Raw genomic sequence first — 19,235 nt, forward strand, 5'->3', positions numbered from 1 at the left:
ACATGGCTAAATACCCTATCTCAAATAAGGCAGATAACGACCGGATTCAGATCCGGTCTTTCTGGATATCCGAAAGAAAAGCACCCTATGTTTATAGTTTCTTGAAAAAAACAGAACTTTGTCATAGGGGTGACCAACTGGATTTAATTAGGTCGGCTATTAGTACCGGGTTGGTATTAAATAATTTATTTCCTGACTTGGCAAATTTTATAAATGGTTTAAACGAAAGATTAACACTTGCAGATCTTAATAGGTTTCTGAATGATGGAAATACTATAGATACTGAACCTAAGCCTCCTATTAATGTATTGCTAGAGAATGTCTTAGATCAAAAGTTTAAGGAGTATTTAACACCTCTACAATTAGATAATTCAAAGCAGGATTCTGTTTCTGTAAAAGAAACCTTCCTTGTACAAAAGGAACATGCCTGCTTTGGTGTGAAGATTGAAAATGAGGGAAGCGATACCTCTATACCATCTGAAAGCCCACTTTCTTCAGGTGCATGGCTTTGTTGAATAAATCGAACTTTTGCTGAGTTGAAGGATCAGATCACGCATCTTCCCGACAACGCAGACCGTTCCGTGGCAAAGCAAAAGTTCAAAATCACCAACTGGCCCACCTACAATAAAGCCCTCATCAACCGTGGCTCCATAACTTTCTGGCTGGATGATGAAGCTATTCAGGCCTGGTATGAGTCAGCAACACCTTCTTCACGAGGCAGACCTCAGCGCTATTCTGACCTTGCCATCACGACTGTGCTGGTCATTAAACGCGTATTCAGGCTGACCCTGCGCGCTGCGCAGGGCTTTATTGATTCCATTTTTTCTCTGATGAACGTTCCGCTACGCTGCCCGGATTACAGCTGTGTCAGCAGGCGGGCAAAGTCGGTTAATGTCAGTTTCAAAACGTCCACCCGGGGTGAAATCGCACACCTGGTAATTGATTCCACCGGGCTGAAGGTCTTCGGTGAAGGCGAGTGGAAAGTCAAAAAGCATGGCCAGGAACGCCGCCGTATCTGGCGTAAGCTGCATCTCGCCGTTGACAGTAAAACACATGAAATCATCTGCGCTGACCTGTCGCTGAACAATGTTACGGACTCAGAGGCCTTCCCCGGGTTAATCCGGCAAACCCACCGGAAAATCAGGTCAGCCGCCGCCGATGGCGCTTACGATACCCGGCTATGTCACGATGAACTGCGGCGTAAGAAAATCAGCGCGCTTATCCCTCCCCGAAAAGGTGCGGGTTACTGGCCCGGTGAATATGCAGACCGTAACCGTGCAGTGGCTAATCAGCGAATGACCGGGAGTAATGCGCGGTGGAAATGGACAACAGATTACAACCGTCGCTCGATAGCGGAAACGGCGATGTACCGGGTAAAACAGCTGTTCGGGGGTTCACTGACGCTGCGTGACTACGATGGTCAGGTTGCGGAGGCTATGGCCCTGGTACGAGCGCTGAACAAAATGACGAAAGCAGGTATGCCTGAAAGCGTGCGTATTGCCTGAAAACACAACCCGCTACGGGGGAGACTTACCCGAAATCTGATTTATTCAACAAAGCCCAGGTGCATCCAAAATTTCAAAAGAAAAGTCCATTTCCTCTGTGGTGCCAGTGCTAGAAAAAGTATCGGATGAAAATCAAACCGCCTCCATAAGCATAAAATCTAAAGCTAAGGCAAACAAGCGACTAGCGACTTTGGCAAGATAGGTGAGAGACAGTACAATCGACTTCTGAGTTCAACTTGTCTTACCAGGAAAGCCAGCATACTTGCTGGCCTTTTTTTTGTTATAATAAACTCAGGCTTCAGCTGAATCTGTAAAATTACTGTTAATGAAACGGTATTTTAGGTTAATTTGGATGCTGTTACAGGAAGTGCGGATTTTTCCTAAATTTGTAAAAAACCTAAGAATTATCTTAATAAATCTGGTACTTAATTATTATTTTACGTAAAAAGTCTTTGTGGTTTAATGGTTATGTAAGGATTTTTTGATACCCTTATACCCGATGGACCTAAGGTCACTGACAACGATGTTCATGTAGAATCTTCGTTTCTGTAATCCCTTTTGTCCTTGTCCCAAATGATTGATTATTATAATAAAGGCTGATCGAATGCTATCTCGCAACTCACTAATACATGGTTTACGCCGAGACCAGTTAATCGGAGTTCTGACTATTTCAGAGTTTCCGGTAGTTATGGTAGAAAGCCACTTCATTCAGTCTGAGGTTATGGGAATAAAACCCGTAATTTTTAATATTGATGAGCTTCTTGTTTCTATATCCCCAATTTCCTCTCTTAAGTTCGATTGGGAGTGGGCCCCAGTTGATACAATACTCATTGAAGTTATCATTCCACCTGTAGAGTCAGACCTTGTAAGTGCAGAAAATGACTTCCTCCGTGATTCTGGTATTGGCCATATCCAGTGCGAGCCTGGCGGAGCATCAATACGACGTACAGTTACCTTCGTTGGTGGAATAACCGCTGATAACTTACTGTATCAGTTGAGGCTTATGTGCGTAAGCGCGTTAAAACTTTTAGGAGAGGAACTGGGGGATGAAGTCTAAGATTAGATATGTTTTATCTGGTTTTGTTGTGTTATGTGCATTTGCTGGAGTTTATAAAATCCTAAACAATGTTCCGGTTAAACCTGACCTTTTGGACTTCACTGGAAACACATTTAAAAAGACATCACTCTTCCTGCCATGTGATAAAAGCTCGCCTTCTTTAAACATTAAAATTGCTGATAACGAGAAAATCGTGATCAACGGCATCGCTTCAAAAGTAACTTTTGTTGAAAAGGCTGACCCCGTCAAAAGCCCTGGTTTTTGTGATGATCTTGATCTAAACAATTCTCGCCTTGTACATACGGCATCTTACAGCCTGGTGATTTCTGAAACCAAAACAGGATTTACACTATCAAATTTCAAGCATCTTGCCGATGATGAATCATTAGGCGGTATGTGGTTTTATCAAAAGTGACTTTTTATATGGCAACTTCAGACTTCGCTCTTAAAAACCATAATGTTAAAGCATTTGGTCAGGATGCAGCCCTTGTCATTGAGATGAACAATGAAGATGTTAGCTCATCAAAACCTTCACCTTTTTCAAATGAGATTGATAATTATTATCTTACATTGCACGTCGCTCCAAGGAACGCAAAAAAAGATTATGACTGGGGCTCAAACCGTTCTGTACTTCTAAAATTGTCGACGAATGAAGTTATGCAGATGGCATCTGTATTTCTTAGAATCATGCATACTTTAAAGATTGATAAGAGGAAAACCTCACATCATGGCCACGTCGTATACAAAAATATAAGCGTTACCCCAAACGAGAGGGGCGGTTTGTTGTTATCCGCAGGGATAGTTCCAGTCGATAAAGATGGCTTAAAACCCTTCATGCACATGGTCCCCGTCTCACAAATGGATTGCGTTAAAATTGGCCTCTACATACTTGGATATCTTGCTCAAAAAACGCCCTGGGTAAGCTCCGAGTCTATAATTACCGCGCTTCGCTTATCTGAAGCCAAGAATTCAAAATAGCGCATTAACATACGGAATATACGGAAAAATACAGGTTTTTTTAAATGTTATACGAACGGATATTTCTGTTTTTCATCGTAAAGTGAGTTTAATTTTGCTCAGAAAAACAGGTATTCGTCATGAGAAAATCAGGTTTAGGTTTAGCCCTGTTGTTTTCTTTAATTGCTCCGATTAAAGCGGTCTATGCTGAAGCGATTATGATTTCAGGAAAGCTACAGGCTGATTTGCCAGCCGTATCCTTTGACCCGGGGCCGGGCGACTTTGTTGCATACGTTAATTCTAACACTATCACTGCCTCAGGTGCAGGCACAGCCTGTAATGTAACGGTTGATGATCGAGCGACTTCCTCTGTTGATAACCTCGTTTGTTTTTTTGAGTGGTTACCCAATACCTTGGGATTAACTTCTAACGGCTTCACTCTTTCAGGCGTTCCCAACACCACCGGTGATTTAAAACTACCTTACAAGATTTCTTACTTCTCTGGTTCTGAACGGAAAAAAGTTGAAATAGTAAAAGGTGAATATTCAATCAAAAGTGTGGCACCGGTAAAACCAACTATCACCGGTCTTAAATCATCCCTGAACGGATTAGTCTATGACGGCTTTTCTTTCAAATCGTATTTAAAGGATGAAGCGATCAAAGATATCGCTGTTTCTGTTGAACCCCGCAATTATATTCAATACATCTCAATAGGTTCAGGCTCCGCCTGTGAAGTACCTATTGGCGGAACTTCCTGTACCATTGAAGTTGGAAGCATTAAGGCCAGTGATACAGATGAACTTTTGGGTTCACGTGATATCACAATTACAGCAAACTCTAAGAATAATTATTTCGCACCTCCTGAATCCAAAAAGCTTGTTGTTAACTGGGATTATCGGCCTCCTGTAGTAGACCATACACTTTGGAATTTTACCGATGAGGCTAAAACAATCAAAGTAGGTGGCCAGGACATCTATACCGGAGCCAAAACCGTTGCTGTGGCCGTTAAGGTACCCCAGCAAGAAACAGAAGGTGAATGGTGGCTCCCAACAGCTATGTCGCTCACTATGACTCCGGATGGCGTGTTTAAGCCGACGACTAAAGTGACTTTAGATGATGGCACTGAGATTGATTTCAAACAGTCCTGGGCAACCCCTTTACGTAGAACTTTACAGCCGGTAAGTGGACCTCAAAAAGTCGGTGATGAGTACCTCTATATCTTTGACTTAACGGATCTTATAAACGGGTCCTACGCAGCGACTTTTACAGTAGAAAATACGAGCAAAAACTCTTCTACGTACACTGAGCCTGAAAGCAAACTGATGCTGTCTGATAACCCAACGCTTATGGTTCTCAAAGATGGGCAGGTATTAACTAAACGAGCACCCGTATACTTCCTGAACGAGATTATCGTTGCAGCTTTCCAGGGGCAGGCTGGGGTTGCTGACATAAAATCAGTAACAATAGACAACAAAGTAGTTTCGTTAACACCTACAAATTATAAAGGTATTTACTACCTGCCGGTTGGAGACGATTTAGCAGTTAATTCGGATCACGAGATTACTGTGGTGGCTGAAAACCTTTATGGAAAAAACGTAAATTTCAGTACCGTGTTCACTTATCAACCTACTGGATTCACTCTTAAGAATCTGGAAAAAAACGTAACTCTTTACTCGCGCGTACGTCAGTATACGGACCTGCTTAGTCAAACAGCTGGTGATAAATGCACTCTGTTTACCACAGAGGAAAATGCGAATGCTTACCTCGCCTGGTATGGGGAAAAATCAGATGTTACAGCATGCTACCCTCAGTGGAACAATGTCCCTGATGGGTTGGAGTTCTATTTTAAAGGACGTACCCCGGGTCTAACTGGATTCTTTAATAAAACAGGTGAGAATCTGCTCGACTATCAAGTCTATATGATTAACGGGAAGGGCTCTAAAGCGGTTTCCGCAAGGAATCGCCGTACTCTGACCACACAATTACCATACAACCCGATCATCTCTTACAAAAAGAATAAAGTCATAGCAGGCATCAATCCGAACACTGCTCTGGCTTATACGACCGGGGGGGAGGCCGCTCGAATATTAGCGAAGGTGGTACCAGCTGACGTTACGATGATCGTCTCTCAAAACGGCTCTGAGGCTGTCAAAACGTCATTTAAAAATCGTTCCTCAAACAACGATGCAACGACCTTTGTACAAAGGGTCAAGGTTGCTGCTGCACCATTGTGGACAAAGAACGTCTTTGACATAGCTGTAGAATACTCAAAGGATCCAGAATTAAGAACTACAGACACCCTCAACGTATATACGGTGCCTGATTTCAATATTCGAGCATCGATGGAAGTGGATGACAAAAAAACAGCCACATCTCTTGAAGTGCCCTTAAAGGTAACAGTGGGGCGTTATAACAACTCCACACGTAAAAGTGCATTTGACCGTAAAACAATGGGAGAATGGGACGTCACGATATACTCTCAAAAAAGTGTATACGGCAAAGATCCAGAAACAGGCCGTTATAAAACTACATACGAAAGAACTGCGCTGACTGAAGCATTGCCGGTCAATGATGCGGGCATTGTCGAAACCAAGATTAAAATTGAAAATATGGATCTGGGTAATATGCGTCTGGTTGGTGTGGCTAAGGTCAGATCGCCATTCTCTGATTTTGAAATGAAACGTGAGACCAGTGCTGTAGGCATTCGAATCTATAAAGGTGAGGAACTGGAGGGTAACCTGTCGAAAAGCCTTATTATCGGAAGGATCCCACTTAGTACTCTGGTAAGCTTCAAATCTGCCAGTACGGCTAACTCTGATGCACTCGCCCCCACCGAATGGCAGCAGTCCTCTGATAATGGTCAAACCTGGACCATGCTTTCCGACATGACCGGAAAGAGAAGTGTAAGTATCAAAAAGACAGAAGTAGGAAAGTGGCTTTATAGGGCAAAAATGACTAATAAATTCACATCCAAGATTTCCTACACAGATGCCTTAACGGTAGTTACCTACAAGCAGCCTAAGCTCAGTATAGATGTTACAGACATTCTTCAGGGCTCAGATATACCTGTAACCCTGCTTGATAACGATGAACCTATACCAGCAGGCACCGCTGAGGTTCTCTGGTCAGAGGATAAAGTCAACTGGGTGCAGGGAGATACAACTTACACTGTGGCTTCAGCTGATACCCTACCGTCTACGATTTATGCCCGGATGCGTTACCTTGATTCCGATGAACTGGCAGAGGAGTCTTCATGGAAGGAAACGTCTGCTCGGTTGGCAGCCGCAAAACCCAAGCGCCTTTCTGTCTCGGTAACGGGGGTTTCAAAGGTAGAGGTTGGTCAAAAAGTTACTTTGGAAGGTAAGTTCACGAACCCTAACAGTAAGTACCAGAATGGTAATAACGTAGTTGAAGAATGGAAAACACCGGATGGCCAGACATTTAAGGGCTCTTCACTGTCTGTTACCCTTACTGAGCAAATGTTGGATAAACAGGGATATGCTGCTTTTGAATACAGTGCATGGTTAGCGGACAATAAGGAGAATACGGTTTCTACCCGTAGAGTTTCTGTCAAATCGTGGGTTTATAAATTTCCCGAGATGAAAATAAGCTCCAAACTTAAATACGACATGGCACCGACCACCCTACGCGTTGCGTTGAGCGGTATTAAGGATGGAGACTATCCTGGTGTTACTTATTCCCGTGAATGGATCTACGACAAAGAGAATCTGGTAATCACTAAAGATGAAGGTGACACCAAAGAATTTACAATTGAAAATCCTGGCAAATATACATTGATGGTTGTTTTCAAAGATAACCGAAACAATGAACAGCGTATCGAAAATACCTTTGTTGTCGATGAACAAACGCCAATGAACGTTGAGATGACACCCAAGTTCTCTAACAAATATATGAGAGCTCCACTCGATGTAACCTTAAGGTCAAACATCAAGCTATCTCATTCGGCGGACTCGATAGATACGGTCACATACAAGGTGAACGGTGAAGTAATACCCAGCGGCAAAAATTATTGGGCTCAACTGATCTCGGGTTTAAAAGAAAAGAAATACGAGATTACAATTGATGTTGTTAGTAAACTTGGACAGAGAGGTTCAGCATCTGTTGAGTTTGATGTCGTTAAAAACGCAGTGCCTAATTGTACATTGAGCTACACGGAAACCAACCTAAGCTGGAGCTTTACCAATAAATGTGATGATACTGATGGAAAAATGGTTAGATATGAATGGTTCATCAACGGCGAATTAAGGAACGTTTTCGGTAGTACGGCTACACTTTCTAAAAACCTTAACCGTGGTAAGCAGGACATAAAAGTAATTGCTTATGATGATAGTGGAGACTTTGCAACACAGCACGTGACAGTTTTCGGACCGGCTGAAGAGGCAAGTAAGTCTGAAAACACTGTATCAATACCAAGCAGTGAGTAGTTAATTTTTAAATATAAAGCCGGGACATTATGTCCCGGCTTTTTTATACCCAATAATTGGACCTTTGAAAAATTAATGTCGGAAAGTAACTTTGCTCCAAAGGCATCTTTCATGGCCGCTAACAAAGCTGCGTATACATGCTGAGGAATTAACATTCTTATAGGTGAATATTAGGTTAGTTTGCAGACTTCCGAGCGTTGAAAAACATGGATAATAGTTACTTGGATAGAGGTGCATCTGCCTAGTAAAAATATTCTTCAGTGCCAGTGAGAAAAATATGAGCGACTACATACCTAAAAAGAGAGGGCTGCTTATACTGGATTGGTATGTCCCCCTTAATATTTTATTGCTGATTCTCGTTATGTGTGTCTTTTTCACCCGTTATACATTTGGATACGGTTTATTGAATGGGTGCCTGCCTGCTGATTTTTATATGATTGATCATTCGGATAAAAGTATTAAAACTGGTGAACTCATAGCATTTAACATGCCGAAATCGGTACGTTTTATCCCAGAAAATGAACGAGTCATAAAAATTGTTGCCGGTGTGGGCGGTGACAAACTTAAAGTAACAATGGATGGGGTTTATAACGGGGACAAATTTTTTGAAGCTAATGCACGTCGTATTTCGAAGAAATACAATATTCCGTCCATTTTGATTGAAAAAGAATTGATAATTCCTGAAGGCGAAGTTTTCCTAATTGGGCAAACCGATCACTCATGGGATTCCCGTTTTTGGGGAACAGTAAAGCTGAATTCAGTAATTGGGAAAACATATGCGATCTTTTAATGTAAATAAAAAATATTTACCAATACTTCCTGGACTTGCGTTATGTGCAGTTTTAAGTAATACAAATGCAAGCACTGAGTATCAACATGATGCTGACCTAATCGCTCAGCAAGCAAAAGGGCTTGGGGCACAGGCTAAAGGTGCACAGCAGCCAGATGGGGCTCTTAGCCTTGATGCTACGCTAAAATCACCAGATGTGCAGAAGTACATAGCGCAAGCTGAAGCACTCCAAAAAAACCAGGACCTGAGCAAGCAAATAAACCGTGGTTACGTCCCCGGTATGAATGCGGATAGTGTTCAAGCAGTTATAGACCATACCCAGGCTATCAGGGCCCAAAGTAATAACTCTGAAGCTGTCAACGATATAATTAGAAGACGTGATGAAATTCAAGAAAACGCCAGCCTTAATGAAGCGGCTCTGAAAGCTGTGGAAAATAAGCCGGAAGTCATGCGAGGACAATCTAAAAATATCGAAAAATTGTTTGGTTCCTCGGGCATCACAGCTGCTGACTTCGAAAGAAAAATGGATAGCACACGTGAAGAAGCACTATCAACTGAAAATGGAATAACGATCTTTGCTTCATTTAGCTTGCCGGATTATGTACTGGAAGACCTTCTACGTACGGCCTCAGAGCATAAAGCTCGTGTAGTTTTCAATGGTCTAAAGAAAGGAACTACTCGGCTACCAGAGACACAGGCAGCAATAAACCAAATGATTGTCAAAGGAAAATTTGAATCTCCTTTGATTACAATTGATCCTGATAGCTTCAGTCAGTATCAAGTAACTCAAGTACCGACAATTATTTCTAGGGAGCAAGCTCGTTTTGCAAAAATGGTAGGCTCCTTCAACGTTGAGTTTTTTCAGCGAGAACTTGCTAAAAAACCCGATCAGGATATTTTCCCGGTTGCTGGTACCACTTATCCCGTTGAAGAAAAGAGCATCATTAAAGAACTGGAAGAACGTGCACAAAAATATGACTGGGAAGGTGCAAAAAAAAGGGCCGTTTCTGACACATGGAAAAATCAATGGATGGTCGACCTCCCTCCTGCCCAGGAACACAAAGAATTTTTAATTGACCCTACAGTGAGGGTCACTCAGGACGTAAAAGATAAGCAGGGCCGTGTAATAGCTTCCGCCGGTGAGTTGATTAATCCACTTTCGAGATTTCCTCAAAACCTGACGATGATAATTTTCGATCCACTCAATCCGGGCCAGCTGGTATGGGCTGAGCAGCAGTATCGACAACGTCTGGGTAGTGGAAAAGTAATGCCAATGTTTACCCGTATCCAAAAAGATAATGGATGGGATCACCTAAATGATTTACGTGAAAAATTTAACGGTAAGGTGTTTAAAGTTAACGAACAGATCATCTCACGCTTTCAGATTAAAAACACACCTGCGCTTATAACTACTGACCAAGATAAATTCCGGATCACCCTGTTTAGCGAGGCAGAAGTCCGTGGTATCGGAGCCCCAAATCTTTCAGAGGAAAAATAAGATGAAACTCGGATTTATTATAGGCGCTCTCTTTGCAACATGGCTGACGCTAAATTATCCGGACCAGATGAGAAGTTATTTTACCAAAGCCGTCGACTATATCGAAAGTGTTGCAACATTTATTACATCCAAGTGAGCATGATGGTGAAAAAATTCAAAAAGTTACTTTTAGAGTTCATTGTAGCAGTTATGCTTTCGCTTTCTATACCGGGTATGGCTATGGCAGCAGATGCTGGAGTCCCTGGGGCTATGTGTCAGTCAGCTGGAGTGTGGCAGGGCTTGATTAAGAATATCTGTTGGAGCTGCATTTTTCCCATGAGGATAATGGGCATAGGGGCAGCTCCAGAAGGCGCTGCTCCTTCACGTCCGGGTTGCTACTGCACAGATCAGAACGGCGTACCGGAAATAGGTTGGCAATTGAGCTTCTTTCAGCCGGTGAAGATTGTTGAAGTTGTAAAGAGCCCCTGGTGCAGCCCCTTTCTTGAAGGCACGATGCTTCAAAAATCGCAGTTTGATATTGGTAAAAGCAACACAAATCAGCCAATGACAGCAACTGAAGCCGGATTTTACGATGTTCATCTTTGGGAGTTCCCAATCATGACAATGCTCAAATTACTGATTATTGGCGAGTGCACTGCTGAACCCTATATAGATGCCAGCCTGACCTATATAAGCGAAGTGGACCCTATGTGGGAAAGTGATCTGCTTACACTCGTCCTGAATCCAGAGGCAGTAGTTTTTGCAAACCCAATTGCCTCAATGGTGTGCGCTGCTGACTGTGTAGCAGTAACAGCAGGAAAGGATAATCTCGCTGCATACTTTTGTGCCGGATGCGATGGCAACCTTTATCCATTAACCGGCCACATTTACGCAAATGATGACGCTGTAAGGACGAGTTCACTGATAACCCAGCGTCTTCTGACTAAACTACATCGCCAGGGAATGCTGATGCGAACGATGGGAGCAGACGCAATGTGTGAGAAAACGTGGGAATACTTTACACCTCGTTCCCAGTATCGGCTTTCAATGCTTTTCCCAACTCCTGAGGCGAAAGGGCCGGATTGCTGTCATCGTCTTGGTGATTCGGTACATGACTGGTCAACCCTTAAAGGTGGGCGCAAAAAAATAGGCAATGATAATTATGTCTATATGTTGTGGCGTTACAATGACTGTTGCGTCAGATATATACCAGGCGCTTGATTTCTAAGGGTAAAAATAATGAAACTTAGAAAAACGATAGCTTCAACTATTATTGCATCAATGATTGCCAATACTATGAGTTGGGCTTTTTATATCTCTCTCATAAATATGGTAATGACTCCTCGTATTTATGCGGCAGACGCTATATTTGACCAGCTCGAAAGTAACTTTAATCTTGCTAATCCTAACGCAAATCGCAATGCGACAACCAGTGCTCAGGACATTGTTGAGAAGTACAAGAATGCGGATTCAGGCGAGAATGTCAGTGGGAAGATCACCGAGAAATACGTGGGTAAAGCCGAATCCGCTAATCTTAATCTCGGAAAGTATGGGGCAGGGAACTCAAATGAAAGTGTCATGAAAAATGCCGCATCCGATGGAAAGTCCATTGGTAGCGCCGTACAACTGCCGAGTATGTCTGGAGGGACAATCAATTCAAACTATACCAAGGAAGGGGCAAAGCTGCTCTCTCGGGATGCTAATGGCAACATTGGTATAAGCAGTAATCCCAATACTACTCCTGGAACCAAAACAAATACCGGAGAGATTTTCAGCTCAGAGCAAAAGCACAGCGATATTAAGTTCAATGCCGCAGATCGTTATGGGGATGAGGATGGCTTTGTAAACGATATAAAGAATCGGAAAAGCCAGTTATTTGATGCTCAAAGTTATGATGGCGTTGCCTACCGCACCCTCGTAAATGCTAACAAGGACAACCCGGCATCATCTATAAAGCCTAACGATCCCATGTTTACTGCGGGGAGAAATGAGATAACAAATGCTGTTGCTGGTACTGGAAACTGGCTTCAGAACTGTAATGTTGAGACCTCTAAAAAAACAGTAACCACACACTATCCTGATTACAAAGAGTTCTACTGTAACTCGCCTAAGCAAGATAACTTCAGCAGCTGCACGATAACCCGTGATTTTTCAGTCCCTGTTTACATTTCAGGCGGAAACGGAGACATGTCGATGTGCGGCGATAATTGTGTGCGTATATGGTTTGGTCGCCGTGATGACAACTACTGGAGTGACGGGGTATATGATAACGAACTGACATTAAAATTCCATCCGGATGCAAAATTGGCCTCAGCAAAGATTGTTAACGCGGAGTGGGATGACCACATGCGGGTAACACTTGATGGCACGCAGATTTTTGCTCACATAGATGGTGCATATCGAGAAAGTGACTATCCGGCTCCTAAGGGATCTTGGGAGTTAAAAAAATCGTGGAAACTCGACAAGGTTTACGATGTGACTGATAAGGTCAGAAAATCGGTGTATGAGGAGCCTGATCGAGAAGTGACAATGGCATCCAGAGTATGGGTTGGTGGGAAGGGTGAAGGGTATTTTGAGGTTGAGCTGACTTTTGAAAATATGAAGCTCGAAGATAAGCACGTCCAGGAACCAGCTGGTTGTTACGATGCTGTACAAGCTCCGAATACATTCTGCCGTTTCGATCGGTTTAAAGATATGGATGTTGGCACAAAACGGCTTCCGGAAAGCGTGCTTTCATTGGCAAAGCCTCTGTATGAAGGTGATAAAGGATTTCTTACCTGGAAGACAAACCTTGAAGGCTACTTTTGTGATCCATTGGCCAAAGACAAAATTTGCTCTTATGACGCTAGTGGAAAAATTATGAAAGACGCTAATGGAAAGGACCTCTGTTACAACTATGAAGAAATAAAGAGTATGCCTGATGCATGTAGTGCTTATAAAAATGATGCAGCATGTGTACTCGATAAACAAACATGTGCAGAGGGTTGGTTCGATGAGGGCACTAACAGTTGCTACATGTATGAACAGAAATACACCTGTGACAGAGGGAAGGATGTAGTTCGGGAGGTTGAATCTTCTACAAATGCCTGTGTTGGCATGATCCCATGTTCAGGTGGAACATGCGAAACTGGGCCAAAGGAAGAGAACAACGATTTTGGAAAAGTTGCGGCTTATTCAAACATGGTTCAGTACATGCAGGGCGAAGCCAAATGCGAAGACCCTAACGATGCCAATTCATGTTCCGTCTTTGAAGGAAAACCTGAATGGTGTGGTCGTTCAGTAGGCTTTGTAAATGGCCTGGCAAAGACGGACTGCTGCGAAGCACCACAGGGAACCGCAGGAGCACTTGAAGGTATCATGCTTGCCGGATCTATGATCAGAAACACAAACTGGACCAGAGTTAATGCTCAGCTAATAAAATGGACCGGCGGTGATACAGGTACATGGGCTTCTATGTCTAATGCGGTCGGAGAGTGGACTGCATCAGCTGGTAAAACAGTAGGGCAAATGTGGAACAACGTCACGAGCTCCTTAACGAGCGTATATGAAAACGTCGCTGGTAATCTAAGCAGGGCAGTTGGGTCTTCCGCAACTTCTGGAGGGGCAGGAGGTGCTGGCCAGTTGGCACAGGAAACAATGTCCAGCTTCGGTATAGGTCAGCTTAAGCAGATGGCAATGAAGAAAGCCTACGAATTGCTACCAGATACAGTTCGTGACTTTGTCTTTAAGAACGTTGCTACTACCGGAGGAGAGGTTGTCTTCTCGGCTGCGGTTCAAAACTTTATGCTTGCATTAAACGTGATCGGTTGGATTTATACAGCCTATCAGGTCACTAAAATGCTTTTAGAAATGTTGGTAGCATGCGACCAGAAAGAGATGGAAGCTTCTATTCATAAGAATCAAAAATCCTGTTTTACATTAGATACGGAACGATGCGTCAAATATCTGAATGTTGGTTTCACAAAGAAATGCGTTAAAAAAGCAACAGACATGTGCTGTTATAATTCCATGTTGTCACGCGTTATTATGCAACAAGCTTATCCGCAATTAGGAATAGACCCTGTCGCCTCTAATTGCGTGGGGCTATCAATAAAGCAAATACAGCAACTGGATTTCGATAAAATTGATCTGACGGAGTGGATTAATGATGCAGTTCAGGTAGGAGAAGTTCCTGATCAATATTCAAAATTCTCCGAAGAATCAATTGTGGAAAACTTACCATTCCAGAATGAGAACTATCAACTTCCATCAGAACGTACCAAGGAAGCAATGGGCGGTGAAGAAAATATGATAAAGGCCAGACAAGAAAATGCTCAGGCTATAAAAGAGGAAAATGTAGATTGTAGCTATTTACCTCGACCGGCCATATGTGAGGTAGGTTCAACTACGCTGGATCCGGTTACGGGCAAGCAGTTGCCGAAATATTGAAGAAGGGGCCGTTAGGCCCCTTTTTTAATTACTTGGCTTTCAATGTTTTTTCTGGGAAGCCTTTTTTACCGTATTCACCGGTAAAGAGGTAATAATCTTTTCCGTTGATGGAGGCTGCAACACCCCCTGGAGTTGTTGTATTTGGGCTATCAGAACGGAAAATGATACCCGAAAAATCAGCGCTTGTTTCGTTTCCTTTAAATGGGATGAACACATAACGAATTACAGCGTAATCACCAGCGGGAAGGTTTAGCTCAGGAATTTCGGTTCCTGTTGCGGGGCGAATCGCCTGAAAGCTGTACATTGAATCTGTAGGGAAAACATCAGCATCAGGCTTAGAGGGCAGATCACAGGTACTCCATTTATTGACGACTGCCATATCAATTTTACATGTGGCCAGAGCTGCTTTCTGTTTTTCAGGGTTGTATCCAAATGAGGCCTGAGTTGCTTTTGTATGCTCAAAAACATACTTAGCTCCCTCACGTACCAAACTTTCATCATTGTAAGGCAATTTTTTTGGATTGGGGACGAACACTAGGTATTGATTGACCTGGATGTATTCGGCGTCAGAAGAACTGTACAAAGAGCTGAGGCTCATGATCCCAAAACCTTTTAGACCGCCTGTTACGTAGCCCATCGAACTATTGATGAGATACTTAGAAAGAAAGTTGTCGGCATCCCCTCCAGGAGTAACCTCTTGCTCCTTAAAATTAACGTCGAAACCAGCAAACGAATAGGCATTCTTGGCGACAGAATCATTTGCATTAGCATGCCAGTACTGGCCGTGACTGTACGCATTCAGAGCGGTGCCTGGCGTAGTGCCGGTGTCACCGGCACAACCCGATAGGGAAAAACCAATGACGACAGAAGAGACCAGAGATACTAAACGTAAAAGTTTCATTTAAAGCCCTTTTTGTAATGTCTTTTGGAGATGGAACCATTATTCCATAGTCACGCGTTTCACAAACAACCTGATTGCATAAAAAAGGAAAAAAAGTGATTTCCAGTAGAACCAGCAGTACACAAGAAAAGCGCTTTTATAAAAATGTATAATTATTAAAACGAAGTAATGAGGTTGAAATGGGTAAGCCAACAGAAGAGCAAAGACCTGTTATCGAGAATGCTAGCGCAAACAATATGGTGATAGCAGCGCCTGGATCAGGCAAATCGTTCACCATGATAGAAGCGGTTATATCGATTCTCAAAAAGTATCCATATGCAAGAATCGGGATGGTGACCTTTACTCGCGCTGCAACAAACGCACTTGCAGCAAAGTTACAAAAGCGATTGAGCAAGAAGGATCTTGACCGGGTGCTGGTGGATACTTTTCACGGACTCGTTAAGAAGCAACTGGACATGATTCGCTGGCCGGGAAAGATGTTGATAGGGCCAGCACAGAGATCTGTCATTCACCGGGCTTTGAAAGAATCCGGTGTAACGATGAAGTTTGCTGAAGCTGAATTCGTTATTGATGCTATCGGCAGAGAAATGGATACGGATGTGATTTCAGTTCGGCATAACAGACAACAGATCCATTTGTTTAATACCTATCAGGCGTTATGCCAGAAAGACCATGTGGCGGACCTCAATGCTCTTTCAAAATTTGTTGTCGGTCAAATGCATTCGGGAAAAATGCGCACGTTAGATTTGACACATTTGATAGTAGACGAAGTTCAGGATACTGACTCTATACAATTCTCATGGATAGCATTGCATACAAGAGCTGGAGTCTATACGAGTATAGTTGGAGACGATGATCAGGCCATCTACTCCTTCAGATCCTCAGGAGGAGTCAAAATATTTCAACAGTTTGAAAAACACTTCAGACCTAACATATTTTACTTAAACACATGCTTTAGGTGTGAACCTGAAATTTTAGAGGTGGCCGGAGCACTGATAGGAAAGAATGTTTACCGTTATGCCAAAGAGTTACGCTCGGCAAAAAAGGGAGGGGGAAAGGTCACTTTTCGTTCATATGTAGATATGGAGGAACAGATACAGGGTATTTTAAGCCTTATAAATCAGGATCCACATGGATGGGCAATTCTAAGCCGCAATAATGCTCACTTGGATGAGCTAGAAAGTTTGATCGAACAGCCAGTAATTCGTTACGGAGGTAAATCATTCTGGGATGAAAAAGAAACAAGCGATGTGTTAAGCCTTATGGCCTTTTTCCGACAATCAAATGATCCTCGCTTAATGAAGAGAGTATTGGCATTGTTTGGAGAACAGGAATCAGTTTTGGATGAAGTGGCATTGAGTATGAGAGGAAGAAAAGTTACTTTTGGCGACCTTGCCATCCCGGAGGACAGTTCTCTCGAAACAAAAACATTACATTCAAACTTCGTGCGCTTTACCCAGGAAAGTTCTGATAAAGTTGAGATAGCAAAACGTTTCGCCAACCTTACGAAATGGATGGAATCGTCGTCAATCAAGATGAGGAGTAATAAAGGTACAGCAACCTTAACAAAAATTGCTTTAGACACTTGTAAACAGTGGGCAGAAAAGACTGGTTGGATGAATATGATAAATCGTGCTGCTGCAATGTCATTAGGCCCTAGGAAGAAGGACGAGGAATACAGCCCAGAGAAAGTAGTCCTATCAACCTTGCATGGTTCAAAGGGTCTTGAGTGGAATAAAGTAATAATAATGAGTTGTAATGCGGATCAGATACCAAGTAAAAGATCAGTTGGGGAGGAGGCAATAGAAGAAGAAAGACGTTTGCTTTATGTTGGATTTACGCGTGCAGAAAAGCAACTTTTTGTAATGTGGTATGGTGATCCTTCTTTCTTTTTAAGAGAATGCAGTGAAGAAAAGATAAAAGAAGCAGCTAATATTCGAATTTCTCCACTTTATACAGAATAATTCGATATGGGCATTTACTTATGCTTAAAGCTATAGTATAAAAACAATGAGCTTAAATATCAGCTCCCAAATTTGAGTAACTTTGCTTAAAGTTACTTTCGCGTTAAGCGTTGATTTAGCCGTGAAAAGCGGCCAGCTTAAACAAGCTGTAAGACACCACCGGCAAAATGTCACCTTTGTCGCTGGTGCACTTCCCATGCCTGCAAAAGGCAATCTGAATTTACCAAACCGTAACTAATTTAGCTCCTCCTGGGGCTATTTTTGTTGCGTACTTCTAATGCCAGATAGTATAAATCAGGCGGTTCATAGCTTACGGGAGATGAATGACAGGCTTTGCCTTCGTGTTGAAACAAAAATTTGTTTCTTCCTTCTTACTATATATAGGTGACCCCAAATGTCTAAAAATAAAGCTCGCAGTAAAGCCCTTCATCAAACCTTTAGTGAAATTATTCCAGAGATGGATAAGGCGCTAAACAAACAGCTCTTAGAAGTTCTGATGAAATATACAGAACGTGATAATGAACTGATTGTTATTTTGAATGAGGACGGCCCAAATATCATTGAACTTAAGTCTCTTAAGCCTGTGTCTTTGTTGGCCGAAAAGCTTTCTGCTTATTCAAGCTATTATCATGTGGATGTTGTGGAGCTCGTGGTCAAGAAAATTGATTTCGAAGGAGCTTATAAGCTTCTTAAAGCTTCCCCAGATGTACCACTTTTTAAAAGCTTAACTGAACTGGATAAATATCTTGTTGAGGAGTTTGAAAAATACGGATTAAATTCATTTCTTGACGTGGATAATCTGGATTACTCACTTGAAAAAGCCAGTGAACTCAAAAATGAGCAGTTAATAAATTGGGTTTCGGACATCATTTGCAAACGTGAAAAATTAACTTTACGTAAGCGTTTTGATGTCGCAGTAAAGGCCCACTACGAAAATGTAGAAAAAATGTATGATACCATTCGTCCGTTAATGAAAAAACTGGGTTTCCCAGAAGATCTCATGACGCACACCTTTAGTGAGTTAAGCGTTTTTGAAACTAAAGGATGGGACCATGCAATAAAATCGAAAATTGAGACTCTCGCTAAGCGTGAAACTCAATATTTAGATGATGCGGCTAAAGCAGAGAATCGACGTCTTGTAACAGAGAAGTTGGAGAACTCTTTAGCGATTGCACCAACTAAACCAACAAGAAATTGGTTACATATTGCCGGAATTGCCTGTTTGGTAGTCTGCACGTTCATGTATGTAACTAATAAATTTATTTAATCCTGTTAAGGGGGAACCCTAACGGGGCTTCTCTTTGAACAAATCGAGGAGCGGAAAATGTCATATCTTGAATATATCAATGAAGTAAAAGTGTCCGGGATAGTTATCAGTGCTGTGGAGAAAAAAATGACTGACCAGAGTATAGGTTTGTTAATAAAGCTCAAAAATAGGATGAAGACAGAAGTTGATGGTGAAATCACTGAGAGAGAATTTTCAGTTCAAATCAAGGTGTCGCCTGAAATGTATTCAACCTGTTTCACTGGTATAAATCAGGGTGATGAGTTGATGGTCTCCGGTTATATTGTTGTCGATACTATTATGATTGAAGGGAGAGAACATCCTCTTGACTACATGAGAGTGGTAGCAACAAGTAAGTTGGCTCACATACCTAAACCTCTAAAAGGTTTTGGACAAAGTAGCTTTAATCAGATCTGACATTAAACC

General features: G+C 42.3%; 14 protein-coding genes. 13 read left to right on the forward strand and 1 reads right to left on the reverse strand.

What is annotated here, in order from left to right:
• Positions 1–2: 2 nt before the first annotated feature.
• The 10 genes from ACOTX3_RS14540 (at position 3) to trhN (ending at position 14,659) form a co-directional block, all read left to right on the forward strand.
• A complete protein-coding gene (locus ACOTX3_RS14540) occupies positions 3–515 on the forward strand; it encodes a hypothetical protein (protein ID WP_001151875.1) in 513 nt (170 codons plus the stop codon).
• Between the two features lie 21 nt (positions 516–536).
• A complete protein-coding gene (locus ACOTX3_RS14545) occupies positions 537–1,505 on the forward strand; it encodes an IS5-like element IS903B family transposase (RefSeq protein WP_031942297.1) in 969 nt (322 codons plus the stop codon).
• A gap of 604 nt (positions 1,506–2,109) precedes the next feature.
• Positions 2,110–2,562 (forward strand): H transfer determinant A, encoded by a 453-nt coding sequence (gene hdtA / locus ACOTX3_RS14550; protein ID WP_000952689.1) that lies wholly within the window; start codon positions 2,110–2,112, stop codon positions 2,560–2,562.
• Positions 2,552–2,977, forward strand: coding sequence for a hypothetical protein (locus ACOTX3_RS14555; protein WP_000836981.1), 426 nt, complete (start codon positions 2,552–2,554; stop codon positions 2,975–2,977). The genes hdtA and ACOTX3_RS14555 overlap by 11 nt, the downstream gene beginning before the upstream one ends.
• An 8-nt stretch (positions 2,978–2,985) precedes the next feature.
• Complete coding sequence (locus ACOTX3_RS14560; RefSeq protein WP_000235773.1) at positions 2,986–3,540, forward strand: plasmid transfer protein; 555 nt, start codon at positions 2,986–2,988, stop codon at positions 3,538–3,540.
• Positions 3,541–3,659: 119 nt separating this feature from the next.
• Positions 3,660–7,964 carry an IncHI-type conjugal transfer protein RSP gene (gene rsp / locus ACOTX3_RS14565; protein ID WP_001232109.1) on the forward strand — a complete coding sequence of 1,435 codons (4,305 nt, stop codon included), beginning with the start codon at positions 3,660–3,662 and terminating at the stop codon, positions 7,962–7,964.
• 277 nt (positions 7,965–8,241) lie between these two features.
• Positions 8,242–8,754 (forward strand): IncHI-type conjugal transfer protein TrhF, encoded by a 513-nt coding sequence (trhF, locus tag ACOTX3_RS14570; protein WP_001286760.1) that lies wholly within the window; start codon positions 8,242–8,244, stop codon positions 8,752–8,754.
• Entirely contained in the window at positions 8,741–10,252 is a 1,512-nt protein-coding gene (locus tag ACOTX3_RS14575) for a TrbC family F-type conjugative pilus assembly protein (RefSeq protein WP_001256132.1), read from the forward strand. Before trhF ends, ACOTX3_RS14575 begins: the two co-directional genes overlap by 14 nt.
• A 144-nt stretch (positions 10,253–10,396) precedes the next feature.
• Positions 10,397–11,452: an IncHI-type conjugal transfer protein TrhU gene (trhU, locus tag ACOTX3_RS14580; RefSeq protein ID WP_181231580.1), complete on the forward strand. Its 1,056-nt coding sequence runs from the start codon at positions 10,397–10,399 to the stop codon at positions 11,450–11,452.
• Between the two features lie 18 nt (positions 11,453–11,470).
• Positions 11,471–14,659 (forward strand): IncHI-type conjugal transfer protein TrhN, encoded by a 3,189-nt coding sequence (gene trhN, locus ACOTX3_RS14585; RefSeq protein ID WP_000776701.1) that lies wholly within the window; start codon positions 11,471–11,473, stop codon positions 14,657–14,659.
• 28 nt (positions 14,660–14,687) lie between these two features.
• Here the strand turns inward: trhN and ACOTX3_RS14590 are convergent, their stop codons facing one another.
• Positions 14,688–15,560, reverse strand: coding sequence for a hypothetical protein (locus ACOTX3_RS14590; protein WP_000771834.1), 873 nt, complete (start codon positions 15,558–15,560; stop codon positions 14,688–14,690).
• Positions 15,561–15,739: 179 nt separating this feature from the next.
• Here ACOTX3_RS14590 and trhI point away from each other — a divergent pair, with 179 nt between their 5' ends.
• The 3 genes from trhI to ACOTX3_RS14605 all read left to right on the forward strand — a co-directional run bounded on the left by trhI (position 15,740) and on the right by ACOTX3_RS14605 (position 19,226).
• Complete coding sequence (trhI, locus tag ACOTX3_RS14595; protein ID WP_000517885.1) at positions 15,740–17,524, forward strand: IncHI-type conjugal transfer helicase TrhI; 1,785 nt, start codon at positions 15,740–15,742, stop codon at positions 17,522–17,524.
• 394 nt (positions 17,525–17,918) lie between these two features.
• Positions 17,919–18,791: a hypothetical protein gene (locus tag ACOTX3_RS14600; RefSeq protein ID WP_000041927.1), complete on the forward strand. Its 873-nt coding sequence runs from the start codon at positions 17,919–17,921 to the stop codon at positions 18,789–18,791.
• A gap of 57 nt (positions 18,792–18,848) precedes the next feature.
• Entirely contained in the window at positions 18,849–19,226 is a 378-nt protein-coding gene (locus ACOTX3_RS14605; protein ID WP_000120822.1) for a hypothetical protein, read from the forward strand.
• Positions 19,227–19,235 lie beyond the last annotated feature (9 nt).

The sequence above is a fragment of the Enterobacter cloacae complex sp. IR5384 genome (assembly GCF_049237265.1).
Lineage (GTDB): Bacteria > Pseudomonadota > Gammaproteobacteria > Enterobacterales > Enterobacteriaceae > Enterobacter > Enterobacter cloacae.

What these genes read in the sequence shown, in the direction of transcription:
- trhN (WP_000776701.1), top strand. Translation starts at nt 11,471, where the DNA reads ATGAAACTTAGAAAAACGATAGCTTCAACTATTATTGCATCAATGATT.
- ACOTX3_RS14555 (WP_000836981.1), top strand. Translation starts at nt 2,552, where the DNA reads ATGAAGTCTAAGATTAGATATGTTTTATCTGGTTTTGTTGTGTTATGT.
- rsp (WP_001232109.1), top strand. Translation starts at nt 3,660, where the DNA reads ATGAGAAAATCAGGTTTAGGTTTAGCCCTGTTGTTTTCTTTAATTGCT.
- ACOTX3_RS14590 (WP_000771834.1), bottom strand. Translation starts at nt 15,560, where the DNA reads ATGAAACTTTTACGTTTAGTATCTCTGGTCTCTTCTGTCGTCATTGGT.
- trhF (WP_001286760.1), top strand. Translation starts at nt 8,242, where the DNA reads ATGAGCGACTACATACCTAAAAAGAGAGGGCTGCTTATACTGGATTGG.
- trhI (WP_000517885.1), top strand. Translation starts at nt 15,740, where the DNA reads ATGGGTAAGCCAACAGAAGAGCAAAGACCTGTTATCGAGAATGCTAGC.
- ACOTX3_RS14600 (WP_000041927.1), top strand. Translation starts at nt 17,919, where the DNA reads ATGTCTAAAAATAAAGCTCGCAGTAAAGCCCTTCATCAAACCTTTAGT.
- ACOTX3_RS14575 (WP_001256132.1), top strand. Translation starts at nt 8,741, where the DNA reads ATGCGATCTTTTAATGTAAATAAAAAATATTTACCAATACTTCCTGGA.
- ACOTX3_RS14560 (WP_000235773.1), top strand. Translation starts at nt 2,986, where the DNA reads ATGGCAACTTCAGACTTCGCTCTTAAAAACCATAATGTTAAAGCATTT.
- ACOTX3_RS14605 (WP_000120822.1), top strand. Translation starts at nt 18,849, where the DNA reads ATGTCATATCTTGAATATATCAATGAAGTAAAAGTGTCCGGGATAGTT.
- hdtA (WP_000952689.1), top strand. Translation starts at nt 2,110, where the DNA reads ATGCTATCTCGCAACTCACTAATACATGGTTTACGCCGAGACCAGTTA.
- ACOTX3_RS14540 (WP_001151875.1), top strand. Translation starts at nt 3, where the DNA reads ATGGCTAAATACCCTATCTCAAATAAGGCAGATAACGACCGGATTCAG.